This is a genomic window from Streptomyces ortus (assembly GCF_026341275.1).
Lineage (GTDB): Bacteria > Actinomycetota > Actinomycetes > Streptomycetales > Streptomycetaceae > Streptomyces > Streptomyces ortus.
Genome location: NZ_JAIFZO010000002.1, coordinates 3,401,548 through 3,415,079, shown reverse-complemented (window position 1 = coordinate 3,415,079; position 13,532 = coordinate 3,401,548). Strand labels below are relative to the sequence as shown.

The window sequence follows — 13,532 nt, the reverse complement described above, 5'->3', positions numbered from 1 at the left end:
CGGTCAAGCCCCGCTATGCGGTCCAGACGTCGGCGCGGCGCCCTCGACACCAGCGCCGGGACCGTGGGCGCGATCGCGGATCGTTCATCGCGGCCGGAAAATCAGGAACCGGCCACGTTCGTGGGCGCGGTCCAGCCGGTAGTTCGGATCCACTCGACCAGGTCCAGGGTGGCCGGCTCGATCGAGCGCACCGCCGCGAGGTCCGAAGGGGATTCCGCCGCTTTCGCGAACTCACGGAACATCGCCCTGTCGAGGTCGGTGGGAAGCACGCTCAACGGGAGGACCTCGTACCGGGCCGGGAGCCCGGCGCGCGCGCCGAACGCCGCGGCGATCTGGGGGCCCGTCAACTCGTCGCCGATGAGCCCGACGGCTCCGCCGGGCGCCTCCGCGGTGTCGAGCAGGAGCGCGGCGGCGACCCGGCCGATGTCCCTGACCGAGATCATCTTCAGGGCGACGTCCTCCGGCAGCGGCAGCCTCAGCACGATCTCCCCATGCTCCAGGCTCGGTGCCATCACGCTCGTGAAGTTCTCCATGAAGGCGGTCGCGCGAATCATCGTGGCCCTGAGGCCGGACTTCCTCAGGTACTCCTCGATCGAGTGCTTCGAGTCGTGGTGCGGCACACCCGATTCCCGGTCCGCTCCGAAGACCGAGTTGAACACGACGTGCGGGACGCTCGCCTCGACCGCCGCGTCGACGAGCGCGGTACCGATGCGGATCTCCGTCTCGACCTCTTCGAGGCTGTTCGCCTCCGGGGTCATGAAGTAGAACCCCTCGACCGCCGCCAGTGCGGCGGCCGACGACGCCGGGTCGTCGGCCCGGATGGCCGCCAGCTCGACGCCTCGGGCGGCCAGCGCCTGCGCCCGGTCGGAGTGCGGGTTGCGGACCAACGCCCGCACCCGCGCCTTGTGGTCCAGCAGCGCGTCGACCACCGCCCCGCCCTGTTGGCCCGTCGCGCCGAAGACTGCGATCGTGCCGGTCGTCCGTGTGCGCATCACTGCCACCCTTCACTAGTTCATGGCGTGAACGAAATTAGTTCACGGCATGAACTTCGTCAAGGTTCGGGTGGAGCGGGACCTCACGGTGTGCGGGGTTATTCCGAGGTCGGCGGAGAGAGGTCCGAGGTGTCCACGATGGCGGTGGCCACGCGCTCGAAGTCGCGCTGGTCGTCGGCGTCGAGATTCCTCGCGATCTCGGGCAGGCGCTTGCGGACCTCGGCGTAGAACGCCTCGGCGAGCACCTTCCCCGTGGGCGTCGCACTGAGCATGACGACCCGCCGGTCCTGCGCCGAGCCTGCCCGGTCGACCAACTCGCGCCGCGCGGTGCGATCGACCAGCTGGCTCAATGCGTTCTTGGTCATACCCAGCGACGCGGCGAGGTCGGCCATCTGCCGCGGCTCGTTCCTGATTGCGCAGAGCAGCGTGGCCTGCGAGGGGGTCAGGTCGAACTCGGCGCAGATCTGCGCGTACTTGCGTTGAATCACAACCGAGAGCCAGAAGAGCTTGTCGCCATAGTCCACGCCGGCCTCCCCGGTCCGATCACGAACGATCAGCCTACTCGTCGCGGGCCGGCACACCACCACTCACCAGGAGACGCACACCACCGCGAGACCGGTCTGGGCCACCCTCCCCGGCCCCGATGTCCGGCAAAGGTGGTCGACCACTCAGCTGAGAACGCACACCGGGAACCGGCGCGTACTGCCGCGCCGGAACCCGGCGTTACGAGGCGAGGGGCGCGGGATGTCCGGCGGATGTGCTGCGGCGTCGGCCGAGCAGGTCTCGATGCATCTCCTCACTGCTGCGCAGGGCGAGTGCCGCCATGGTCAGCGAGGGGTTGGACGTGGCCACCGTGGGCATGCTGCCGCACCCGACGGCGTAGAGGTAGGGATGGTCCCAGCAGCGTTGCCATTCGTCGACGACAGAGGTGAGAGGTGAGTCGCCCATGATGTGGGTTCCGGCCCCGTGTCCGGCCGCCCGGTAGGCGTAGGGACGGCCTTCGAACTCGAAGTAGCCGGGCCAGTCCGGCCCCTGTTCGAAACGCGTGTGGTCCTCTGCGCCCAGCAGATCGAAGAGCTGGTCGGAAACGGCCTTCGCGGCGGCGATGCCGCGTTTGACGTAGTCGGACAAGTCGTAGTGGATGACCGGCCGCGGGATGCCCAGTGCGTCGCGGTGACGGGGATCGACGGTCACGCGGTTCGCCGGGTCGGCCTCCTGTTCCACCTCGAACTGGAAAGCGAACTCGCGTCCGACCTGATCGCCGAGCGCCCGCCGCAGTTCTGTACCGAGGATGCCGCGGCCGTCGGACCCTCCGGTGCCCAGGAACTCCGCGACCCGACTCTCGGGCGGTCCCGTGGCCCAGGTCCAGCCCCAGTTGCCGATCTCCACGCGGAACGGAGCACGCCGTGCACGGGCGGCGCCGAAGCGGAAACCCTCCAGTCCGGAGGTCGAGCCGGGACCACGATAAGCACCGACCTGCTGGGGCATCAGGCCCCACGTCAGCAGGACCGGGTGGTCCATCAGGTTGCGGCCGACCTGGTCGCTGCTGTTGGCGGCCCCGGAGAGGAGGAGAAGCTTGGCGTTCTCGATCGCGTGCGCGGCCAGGACGACGAGGTCCGCGTCGACGCTGTGGGTCACTGCTTCGGTGGTGTCGTCACGGTAGGACCGGTAGTCGACACCGGCCGCCCGCCCGTCGGCTCCGATCCGGACCCGCGTGACGACCGCCCGCGTGACAAGGGTGACGGACGAGCCCCAGCGGGCCTGGGTCTTGAGGGGAGTGTATTTCGCCTGGGACGGGCAGATCGGTACGCAACTGGCGTGACCCTGGCACAGCGTTCCCGGACCTGGCTGCCCCGGCCCCGGATCGGGCCGGTAGCCGGCGCCGTCGTCGTACGAGGGATGGGGCAGTCCGTTGCGGGCGTGCGGCGTCGTGACGACACGAAGACGGACCGGATCGTTCGCCCCGGGATCCCGGATGGTCCCGCCGTTCAGGGACTTCGTCATCACCTGGTCCAGATAGCTTTGCGGGATGGACCGCATGGGGAGCTGGTAGCCCTCCGGGAACGGCAGGCCGACTTCCGCACACTGCTCCTCCGTGTCGCCGGCCACCCCGATCTCCCGCTCGGCCGCGCGGTAGTACGGTTCCAGGTCGTCGTAGCCGAGAGGCCAGTTCCGCCCCTGCCCGAAGTCACCGGCGCGGAAGTCCTCGGGGTGCATCCGGGGCGCGAGTCCGGTCCAGGCCAGGCCGGTGCCGCCGTTGGCCCGCAGGTATCCGCTGCCGTACGGAAGCGGACCGTTCTGCACGAAGTACTCGCCGACGTCGGACATCGCCGGCGACGGTGCCGCGGTACTCCTCCGGTAGGGCGAGTTGGGCACCTTGAGCAGTGCCGTGCGGTACGCCTCGACCGCGTCCGCGTGCCCCCCGTCCGGACTGGACGCGCCGTGTCCGGCCTCCAGTACGAGGACCCGCCAGCCCTGGTCGCCCAGGCGCTTGGCCACCAGGGAACCCGCGAAACCCCCACCGACCACGACCACGTCCCACCGCGGCCCCTGCGGACCGCTCATCGCGCGACCACCGACTCGCTGTCACGCGCTCCCACGGGCGGCGCTGCCTCGGACGGGGCGTCGGCCCAGCTCCCGTGCGGCTGTGCCGCCGTGCCGGGCGCGTTCCCGCCGAACGCACGCCATACGAGACCCTGTGCATAGGCCCTGGACGAGACCATGTACGGCCCGGCCTCCGGTGCCCACGCTCCGTTCGCCGGGGACAGCGGGTCCGACAGGCCGGGCCACGCTCCGACGTACCAGAGGTGAGTGATGGCCCGCGCCAGCTCCCGGGCGGAATCGTCCTCGAAACGCGGCGGGCCGTCGGGGGCCCCCGCCAGCGAGTCGGCGAGCCGGGCGAGCCGCTCAGCCCCTGCCTGATCCACGAGGACCTGCCGGTACGTGTGCAACATGCCGGTCTCCTGCAACTCCCTGCAGTCGAAACCGGTCAGGTCCGCCGACAGGGCGGCGAACTGGTGGAGTTCCATGCTCTCGAAATCCTTTTTCCTAGCGGGTCAGACGAGTTCTTCTCGTACGCGCGAGCCCTTCGCGGGACGGCGAGCTTGCGCGGGCCGGACTCGCGCCGGGTCGCCTGGGCACGGCCGACGCCCGATCACGTACCGGCGCCCACGCGTCACCGCCTGCCCCGGGGCGACGCCACTGCGGCGTCGCCCCGGGCCACGGCGGCGGCCGAGACTGAGGAGCCCAGCGCCGCGTAGTCCAGCCGCACGCCGTCGTCGATGAGTGCAACGGCCCGGGGAGTGCTGGCGGCCTGACGATGTATCCGCGGCGCCCGGCCCTCCGGTAAGCCAGGGTTCCCGGCACCGCGTTCCTCGCAGGGCCCATCGGAGATCGCCATCACTGCTCCCGCGTGTCGGGGAGGAGCGAGGGCCGGGCCCCGGCCGGGCCGGTACCGCCTTCCGCGGTGGGACCGAAGCGGTTCAGTTCGGCCGTGAGGACAGCGGCGACTCGCGGCAGTTCGTCGCTCTCCAGCATGTCCCAGTGGCCGCAGGCCACCGGCTCCACCACGAACCCGCCGCCGGCGCGGCGCTCCCAGAACGTGCGCAGTTGGGCACCTGCCTCACCGTCCTCGTCGTCCTCCACGGCCATGGCCTGCATGAGCACCGTTCGGGCCCGCGAGTCGGGCACCACGTAGTCGAGGCCGGTCGCCTGGTGGTGGTTGTACACCGCGAGGTACCGGGCGACCTGGGCATCGTCGATGCCCGGGTACATGCCGTTGAAGCGGATCAGTTTCTGCCGGAACTCCTCCATGCCCGTCGGCGTGAACGCGGCGTTCCGTTCCGCGTCCTGAGCGCCGCGGGTGTCGAGCAGGACCACGCTCACCCTCTCGTGCCCGGCCGCCGCCAACTGGCGGCCCATCTCGTGGGCGATCAGCCCTCCGTAGGACAGCCCGCACAGCACCAGCGCCTCATCCGGGCGAGGACCGATCAACCGCAGGTACTCCTGAGCCATGGCCTCCACGGTCGGCAGGGTCTGCTCCCCGGGATTGATCCCCGGAGCCTGCAGGCCCAGCACGCCGACGTCCTCCGCGAGCGCGGTCGACAACGGCAGATAGCAGAAGGCGGTGCCGCCGGCGGGGTGGACGCACACCACGCGCTGCCGGCCGTCCCCGGGGCGGAACTCGACCACGCTGCTGTGGCCCGCGGGTCCGGCAGTTCCGGAGAGGGCGCCGCGAACGAACTCCGCGAGCGCTTCGACCGTGGGACGCAGCATGACGTCCCGGACCGGCAACGCCACGCCCAGCTCCTCCTGCACGGCGTGCGCCATCTTGATCGCCGAGATCGAGGTGCCGCCGAGCTCGAAGAAGTTGTCCGCGACCCCGACCTCCCGGTGCAGCAGCACGCGCCGCCATATCCGGTACAGGGCCATCTCGATGTGGTCACGGGGTGCGGCCGTGTTGACCTGCCCGGCACGGGTCCCGGCGGTCGCGCTCAGTACCGCGTCCCGGTCCACCTTGCCGTTGCGGTTCAGCGGCAGCCGCGCGAACTCGGCGACGACCGCGGGGATCATGTAGTCCGGCAGGCGTTCCCCCAGCGCGAGACGCCATTCGTGGGGTGTCCGGGCGGGCCCGGGGTCGCGTCCCACGCCGGCCACCAGGTGCGGGTCGCCCGGTGTCCGGCGGTCGGCCAGGACGACCGCCTCCCGCACCCCGGGCACCGCCAGCAGGGCGGCCTCCACCTCGCCGGGCTCGATGCGGAAGCCGCGCAGCTTGAGCTGGTCGTCGACGCGGCCGACGTACTGGGCGTTGCCGTCGGGCAGCCAGCGCGCCAGATCGCCGGTGCGGTAGAGGCGTTCCCCCGGCACGAATGGGTCCGGCACGAAACGCTCGTCGGTGAGGTCGGGCCGGTGCAGGTACCCGTGCGCCAGGCTCGCGCCCCCCGCGTACACCTCGCCGGGGATTCCCACGGGCACCGGGCGCATACGCTCGTCCAGCAGGTACAGGCGTGTGCCGCGCAACGGCCGCCCGATGGGGCAGGACCGCGCGAGGGGCTGCGGATCGGTGTACGCCGTGGTGTAGAGCGTGGCCTCGGTCGGTCCGTAGCCGTAGCAGACACGAAGGCCCGGCAGTTCCTCGCGCATACGGTGCAGCGCGGCTTCCGGCAGGGACTCCACACCGGTGAGGAGCTGGCGCAGGCTCAGCCCGGCCAGCCGCCGGGACGGGTCCTCGTCGATCCACAGGATGTAGGAAGGGGGCAGGAAGGCCTGGGTCACCCGCCGCTCCCGCAGCCAGCCCATGAGCGCTCCGGGGTCGCCGCGAAGCTCGTCGGGGACGAGGTGGAGCACCGCTCCCGTCGTCAGCGGCACCAAGAGTTCGTGCACCGAGGCGTCGAAGCCGATGCTCGACCAGGCCGAGGCGGCCTCGCCCGCGGCGTCGCCCATGAGCTCGCGCCAGTGGTCGAGGAGATTGAGGACGCTGCCGTGGGTCACCGCCACTCCCTTGGGGCGGCCGGTCGACCCGGAGGTGTAGATGACGTAGGCCAACCGGGCAGGGTCCGGGGCGATCTGTGGCGCGACCTCCCGCGTGCCCTCCGCCTCGACAGCGGCCAGGTCGTGCCAGAGGCGGTCGTCGGCCGCCGGGGCTCCTTGGTCGGTCAGTACCAGCGCCGGCTCGGCGTCGGCCACCATGGCCGCGAGCCTCTCGGTGGGCTGCCCGGGATCGAGCGGGAGATAGGCGGCCCCGGCCTTGAGGATGCCGAGGACCCCGACGACCAGTTCGAGCGTACGCCCGGCGTGCAGACCTACCACCTGGCCGGGGCGGACACCGCGGTCGATCAGCGCGCTCGCCAACCGGTTGGCTCGGAGGTCCAGCGCCGCGTAGTTCACTTCCGCGTCCCCGGCGACCACCGCCGGCTGTTCGGGCCGGGTCCGCACCTGTTCCGCGAAACGCTCCAGCAGGGCGGATGACATCGATGTCACCGGGTCGCCACCCCAGCTGAAAGCCGACAGGATCTCTCGCTGCTCGTCCTCGTCCAGCAGGGTGAGATCGCCGACGTCCGCCCCGGGCCGCTCGGTCATCTGCCGAAACACCCGCAGCAGTTGTCGCGCGAACCGCTCGACGGTCGCCTGGTCGAAGAGGGCGGTGGCGTACTCGATCCCGCCGACCAAACGCCGGCCCTCGTCGGCAACGACCGCCACCAGGTCGAACTTCGCGGCGACCTGTGAGTCGTCCTCGCGCACCTCGACGGTCACGCCGGGAAATTCGAGCTCCTGCCGCATGGAGGGGACCCATGCGACCATCGTCTGGAACAGGGCCGTGTAGGCCGGACTCCGCGGCGGGTTGACCAGCTCCACGACCCGTTCGAAGGGCATGTCCACATGTGCGAGGTCCTCACGCAGCCGCTGGTTCACGCGCTTCAGCGCCTCCCCGACGGTCGGTGAGCCGGACAGGTCCGCGCGTACGGCGAGGGTGTTGGCGAAGAAGCCGATGAGGCCACCGACGTCCCCCCGCCGGCGGTTGGCCGTCGGGGTGCCGGTCACGATGTCCTCCTGCCCGGAGAGCAGGGACATCAGCACCGACCAGCCGGTCAGGACCGTCGCGTACAAGGAGACCCCGTGGTGCTCCGCCAAGGCTCGCAGCGCCTGGGTCAGGTCCTCGTCGACGACCAGGGCCGCCCTGCCGCCCCGGAAATCCTGCTCGGGCGGACGGGGCCGGTCGGTGGGAAGGGAGAGCACGGCCGGGACCCCGGCCAGCGCACCGGTCCAGTACTCGGCGTACGCGGCGGACTCCTCTCCCGCCATCCAGTCCCACTGCCAGCGGGTGTAGTCGCTGTACTGCCACCGCAGTTCCGGCGGTGACACCTCCTGTCCGCCGTGCAACGCGGCGTACACCGTGCTCAGCTCCCGTAGCAGCAGGGACTGGGACCAGCCGTCGAATATGAGGTGGTGGGCCGTGAGCAGCAGGACATGGTGGTCGTCACTGAGCACGACCAGGCGGCCGCGCGCCATGGCTTCCTCCCCGAGGCGGAAGGGAGTCCCACCCACCGCCCGCTGAGCCTCTGCGAGGCGTGCACCCGCGTCCGGCAGCCCTCTCAGGTCTTCGACCGTGACGGGGAAGCCCGTCGCCGGGGGATCGACGATCTGAAGTGCCGAGCCCTCGGCGGGCACCAGCCGGGTGCGGAGCGCTTCGTGCCGGGCGGCGAGCAGGTGCAGCGCCCGGACGAGCAGGTTCGCGTCCAGCGGCCCCCTGAGGTCGAAGTTCATGAGCCCGTGGTACGCGGCACTGGCTTCCCCGCCCATCCGCGCCAGGACCCACAACCGCTCCTGCGCCAGGGACAGGGGGGCGGGGTTGGACGAGGGAGCGCCGGCGGGGTCCGACGCCGATGAGGCGGACGAGGTGGACGGCAGAATCCGGGGGGTGGCAATGCGAGGCACAGGGTCTCCTTCGTGAGAGAGGAAGACGGCGGAACAGGCGGGGGACAGGGCGCGGGAACGGCCTGTGTCCGGTCGGCAGCACCGGCGACTCGGGAGCAATAGGAGGGCGACAGCCGAGTGCCTGGTGACTCCGACAGGCCTTGCCGTGCCGGGCAGGATTCCGAGGCGCCCGTCCGGCGGCGGGCTTTCGTCGTAACCCAGGAATTTTTATCGGCGCGTCACCCGCAGCGTGACGTCAGGGGTATCGGTTGAAGAACTGAACGAGCAATACATATGGCTGATCATGAGTTAATTGTTCATCACGCAAAAGTACATCCCAGACTGCTTTAAAGGTCAACGGTGACGCGGGTCACACAGATTTATGGCGCCGGAATGTTTGGAGGCGTCATGTCTCGAAAAAGGGTAAGGCGGTAATTCTGTCAAATGCCCCCACCCTTCCGTCATGAGGGGGTTGAGAGAGGGAAGTCCGGTGCACGCCGGACATGGCGTGCGGTCCGGTGGGGCCGAATCTCCCGCTCCTTGGTGTGGGCTGCCGAAACCCGCGCGCCTTCCGGTCCGTCCATACGCGGTGGCCTGCACGGTTTCGCCGGACGGCAGCCTTGACGGGGCGTAGATCTTGATTACGCTGAAGCGACTTGAGATTCCCGGAGGGACTTATGAGCAAGGCCCCAGCCGGTGCGTTCGTGGGTGCGGAAGCGTCTCGCGGGTCTCGCGCGTCCTCTGTGGTGGACGTGTCGGTGCGCTTTGTGTTCATGCGATCGCGCCCCGTAAGAGCCGGGGGGAGCGACATGGGGGAGAAGTCCGGTCGTCGTCGGCGGGGGCGGGGGAGGGGCGGTCGAATGGTGCCGACCGAAAAGCGCTGCCTTAAGGGAGGGGGAGACGATACCGCATATGATCCGCAGGCTCAATCTGTCCAGCGTATGGGCAATCCTTGGGTGTGCACTCCATCGGGGCGTGATAGGCGCCGCATCCCCCTTCCCATGCAGCAATGCATTATTGAGGTGGAAGATTTTACCTCCGACTGAATGTAAGCGCGTAATGTATGCGCGTAATGTGCATGCGTCCGGACGGGTTCGCTGCTAAGGGTCACGGCTGATTTCCTGGCGATTTATTCCGACTGTCCCGTATCGGACCGAAATGGGAAGGTGGACCCGGCGCGAAGGAACGAAAGCCATGCGGTGCCCCGCGCGTCGCGAGACGAGGTCCTCGACGGACCTGCCCGGTCGACTCCCTCTCCTTCCGCCCGTTCCTCGCGTGGCCTCCTCGGGTCCCGGTTTCCTGTACGAGTCCCCGCCGACGACAGCGGTCCGCCGGTTCGGGAAGCCGCCGTCGAGTGGATCCGGTTCCGGCTGCCCGGACAGGACTCGGCCCGGATGTTGCCCTTTCCCCGCACACCGTTACGAACCCCCGAACGACCGACCGACCGATCCGGGCAGTCCAGTGGAGGCCCACGCATGAGAGGCCCACGCATGAGTGTCCGCCGAGACCGAGAGGTCGGAGCCCAGTTCTTGAGGACCGCGGAAAGGACGTTACTTTGATGAGCACCGACGGCCTGCCCTTGGACGGTGTGACCGTTCTCGACTTCACCCAGGTCTTCATGGGTCCCAGCTGTACCCAGCTGCTGGGTGATTACGGCGCCGACGTGATCAAGATCGAGCGCCCCGGAACCGGCGACCTCTCCCGCACGTCCTTCCCGGACCGGGACGGTCTGGACGGACCCATCTTCCTCGCCATCAACCGGAACAAGCGCAGTGTCAGCGTCGATGTCCGCGCACCCGAAGGCAAGGAAGTGATCCTGAGTCTGGTCCGCACGGCAGACGTGGTGGTGAGCAACTTCCGCGGCGGTGTGATGGAACGGCTCGGTTTCGGCTACGAGGACCTGCGGACGATCAACCCTCGTCTCATCTGGGCCTCCGGCACCGGATTCGGCAGCGCCGGCCCGTACAGCCACAAGGGCGGCCAGGACGTGATCAGCCAGGCCTACTCCGGGGTGATGTGGCGCCGCGAGTCACCGGACCTGCCGCTGTCCGTCTACCCCACACCGTTGGGCGACTACACCACCGGCATGCATCTGCTGCAGGGCATCCTGCTCGCGCTGTTCAACCGGACCAGGACCGGCGAGGGCCAGAAGGTCGAAGTCAGCATGTACGACTCGATGCTGCACATGCAGATGCAGGAGGCCTGCGCGCAGCTGAACCGCGGCTACGAGGTCAACTGGGCCGCCATGCCGCTCAGTGGCGTCTTCCCGACCATGGACGGCGCGGTCTGCATGGTCGGGGCGTTCAAGGAGAACCCGCTACGCGCGGTCTGTGCAGCCCTGGAGTTGGACGAGGACCTCTCGCTGCGAGAGGAGTACTCCACCATGGAGGCGCAGTTCCAACGACGCCCACAGCTCCAGGCGATCTTCCGGCAGCGGTTCGCCGGCAACGACACGGACCACTGGATCCGACGACTGGAGGAGCAGGACATCCTCTGCGCCCCGGTGCGTACTCTGGAAGAGGCTCTCGCAGATGAGCAGACCGCGGTCAATGACATGATCGTGGAGATGAACCACCCGGTGGCCGGCAAGATAAGGGCGGTCGCCGCGCCCATCCTGCTCTCCGGCGCCCGCATGGCCGTCCGCCACTGCCCGCCGCAGCTCGGTGAGCACAGTTCCGAAGTCCTCAGGGAACACGGCTTCGACGACGCCCGGATCGCTGCGCTGGTGGAGAAGGGTGTCCTGCGGTGACCGCGGCGCCCTCCGTGGACGAAGTGCGCCTGGAGATCGACCAGCACGTCGCCCGTGTGACCCTCGACCGACCCAAGGTGCTCAACGCCGTCGGCGCCAGGACGCTCCAGCACCTCAACGAGGCCTGGGAACGCATCGAGTCGGACCCCGAGGTCCGTGTCGTCGTCCTGACCGGCGGAGGTGACCGAGCGTTCTGCACCGGCGCCGACATGTCCGCCGAAGAGACCGGCAGGACCGGCTCGGAGTACTGGGCCACTCTCGACCCCAACGGTTTCGGCGGCCTGTCCCTGCGCACCACCCTCGACGTCCCTGTGATCGCCCGGGTGAACGGGTACGCCCTCGGCGGTGGCATGGAGATGGTCCTGGGCTGCGACATCGTGGTCGCGGCCGAACACGCCCAGTTCGGGCTCACAGAGCCCCGAGTCGGACGCGTCCCACTCGACGGAGGAGTCACCCAGCTCGTCCGCCGCATACCCCATACCCGGGCGATGGGCATGCTGCTCACCGGGCGGCGGGCGAGCGCTGCTGAACTCGCCGGGATGGGACTGGTCAACGAGGTGGTGCCGGCCGAGCAGTTGGACGAGGCGGTCAACCGCTGGGTCGCCGACGTTCTCGCTTGCGCTCCCACCTCGCTGCGCGCCATCAAGCAGATGGTGCAGCGCACCGCGCACCTGACCAGTCAGGAGGCGCGGGCGACCCAACTGCCCGCGCTGATGGCAGCCCTGGACAGCGAGGACAGCCGCGAGGGCGTCCGAGCCTTCCGGGAAAAACGCCCACCGAACTGGCCCGGGCACTGAATCGCCGGCGATCTCGTCGTCCGAGGTCTGGTGGGTGTCGGGCTTGGGCGGCGGCGTAGTGTCAGGCACTGGCTCCCCCGGAACGTAAGTGGGACACAGTCAGGTCGGAGACGGGACGAGCGAACGCCTCGACGGCGAGGGGCTGTGTGCTGGGCTACGGCGGCCCGGCCGCGTACGGGAGCCGGCCGGGGTCAGGTACGTAGGCAGTCGTGGTCAGTCCCAACCACCCAGGATTCCCTTGTTCGCCTGGGCGTTGCAGATGTTGTAGCCGCCGGCCGCGTGGGCTTTCTCCGCGTGCCCGTCGATCGTGACGGAGCAGTTGATGTCCCCGGAGCCCTGGAGCTGTGCCATGACGTTGAAGTACAAGGCGTCGTCATCGAGGGGGAGGGTGGCTTCGAACGAGCCGTCCTTGAAGGTGCCCTTGCGGGTGTCGGTGTCGGAGCCGTAGGTGATGTCCAGCGGGCCGAGGCTGCCGGCGGGGGCGTTGCCCCACACCTTGAAGACAACCTGCGACGCCTCTTCCTTCTTGGTTTTGGCGGGTGCGTCCTTCTTCGGCTCGGCAGCCGCTTCTCCGGCCGCGGTGTCGGAGGCGCTGCCGCTCTTGGTGTCCTTGCTCTCGTCATCGCTGCCCAGGGCCCAGCTGAAGATGCCCAGGATGACGAAGAGACTGAAGACGCCGACGCATCCGAAACCGATGATCTTTCCAGCGCTGTTCTTCTTCGGCGGCGGAGGCGGTGTGCCCCATCCGGGCTGCTGCGGGGGCTGCCCCCAGCCTGGTTGTTGCGGATGCTGCTGGTTCACGGGTCCCCCAAGAGGTACGGGTGCGGATGCGAGGTGTACGACTGGCGTGTGCACCGTGTGGTTGCAGGAGGTCGGCGAGTGTCACTCGAATGGATGAGGCCCGCCGTGAAGTGTCCCCGTGGTCTTGAGCGTTCGTCGGTTACGCCGCGAGGAGCAGGCTGCCTTTGCGCCTACCGCCGAAGTGGTGCGCTGGTGGTGGGTTGTGTCGGTGTTGGTCAGAGGTGGATCGTTCCGTGGCCGCCTCCCAGACGAAGTCCACGGGTTCGTCTTCGGGAAACGCGGCAAGGACCGTATCGACATCAGGGGTGGGGTCCGGCCCAGAGGGCCAGGAGCGCGCGGGGGCCGAGCGCGGCGCGGATGATGCGGATGATATCGAGGTTGTTCTCGGTGAGACGGTGCCAGCGGGTGGCGTTGCGGAAGTGGGTCTCCTCCAGGAGGAGGATCCGCGGTGCGGCCAGTTCTGTGCGTACTCGTTCCCGTACTCGTTCCCAGAAGTCGTCGTCCGCGGCCTGTGTCACCTCTGGGTTTTCAAGGTATGCGGCGTAGGGCGAGGACGTGACGGTTCCGCGAAACTGGTGACCGCCGGTTCACGGATCTCCAGCCTGTCGATGCCCGACTCCTGCGCGAAGGCGGCCCCCGCCTCCAAGTAGGACGCCTCGACCGGCCCGTGTTCGCTCACCGTGTCCTCAGCGCCGTTGTGGTGCCCGCGCTCGTCGCGGTCGGCAGGGTTGTACTTGGTTATCCGGTAGGCGAACGACGGCGGCACGCTGCTCCCCGGAA

The 13,532-nt window shown here is 69.1% G+C and carries 10 protein-coding genes; 2 read left to right on the top strand and 8 right to left on the bottom strand.

Annotated elements, in window-relative coordinates; genetic code table 11:
- Positions 1-101: 101 nt before the first annotated feature.
- The 5 genes from K3769_RS18345 to K3769_RS18320 form a co-directional block, all read right to left on the bottom strand.
- Positions 102-992, bottom strand: coding sequence for an NmrA/HSCARG family protein (locus tag K3769_RS18345; RefSeq protein WP_267027482.1), 891 nt, complete (start codon positions 990-992; stop codon positions 102-104).
- A 98-nt stretch (positions 993-1,090) separates the two neighbouring features.
- Complete coding sequence (locus tag K3769_RS18340; protein ID WP_267027481.1) at positions 1,091-1,516, bottom strand: MarR family winged helix-turn-helix transcriptional regulator; 426 nt, start codon at positions 1,514-1,516, stop codon at positions 1,091-1,093.
- A gap of 199 nt (positions 1,517-1,715) precedes the next feature.
- Complete coding sequence (locus K3769_RS18335) at positions 1,716-3,557, bottom strand: GMC oxidoreductase (protein ID WP_282566211.1); 1,842 nt, start codon at positions 3,555-3,557, stop codon at positions 1,716-1,718.
- Positions 3,554-4,021 carry a hypothetical protein gene (locus tag K3769_RS18325; RefSeq protein ID WP_267027480.1) on the bottom strand — a complete coding sequence of 156 codons (468 nt, stop codon included), beginning with the start codon at positions 4,019-4,021 and terminating at the stop codon, positions 3,554-3,556. Before K3769_RS18325 ends, K3769_RS18335 begins: the two co-directional genes overlap by 4 nt.
- A gap of 370 nt (positions 4,022-4,391) precedes the next feature.
- Positions 4,392-8,426, bottom strand: coding sequence for a non-ribosomal peptide synthetase (locus tag K3769_RS18320; RefSeq protein ID WP_267027479.1), 4,035 nt, complete (start codon positions 8,424-8,426; stop codon positions 4,392-4,394).
- A gap of 1,537 nt (positions 8,427-9,963) precedes the next feature.
- Between K3769_RS18320 and K3769_RS18315 the strand changes: the two genes are divergently transcribed.
- Both K3769_RS18315 and K3769_RS18310 read left to right on the top strand, forming a co-directional pair.
- Positions 9,964-11,154, top strand: coding sequence for a CaiB/BaiF CoA transferase family protein (locus tag K3769_RS18315; RefSeq protein ID WP_267027478.1), 1,191 nt, complete (start codon positions 9,964-9,966; stop codon positions 11,152-11,154).
- Complete coding sequence (locus K3769_RS18310; RefSeq protein WP_267027477.1) at positions 11,151-11,951, top strand: enoyl-CoA hydratase-related protein; 801 nt, start codon at positions 11,151-11,153, stop codon at positions 11,949-11,951. Before K3769_RS18315 ends, K3769_RS18310 begins: the two co-directional genes overlap by 4 nt.
- 213 nt (positions 11,952-12,164) lie before the next feature.
- Here K3769_RS18310 and K3769_RS18305 read toward each other — a convergent pair whose 3' ends face one another.
- The 3 genes from K3769_RS18305 to K3769_RS18295 all read right to left on the bottom strand — a co-directional run bounded on the left by K3769_RS18305 (position 12,165) and on the right by K3769_RS18295 (position 13,518).
- Entirely contained in the window at positions 12,165-12,752 is a 588-nt protein-coding gene (locus K3769_RS18305; RefSeq protein ID WP_267027476.1) for a hypothetical protein, read from the bottom strand.
- 299 nt (positions 12,753-13,051) lie between these two features.
- On the bottom strand, positions 13,052-13,270 hold the full coding sequence (locus K3769_RS18300; RefSeq protein WP_267027475.1) for a hypothetical protein: 219 nt from the start codon (positions 13,268-13,270) through the stop codon (positions 13,052-13,054).
- Positions 13,267-13,518 (bottom strand): hypothetical protein, encoded by a 252-nt coding sequence (locus K3769_RS18295; protein WP_267027474.1) that lies wholly within the window; start codon positions 13,516-13,518, stop codon positions 13,267-13,269. Before K3769_RS18295 ends, K3769_RS18300 begins: the two co-directional genes overlap by 4 nt.
- Positions 13,519-13,532: the final 14 nt, after the last annotated feature.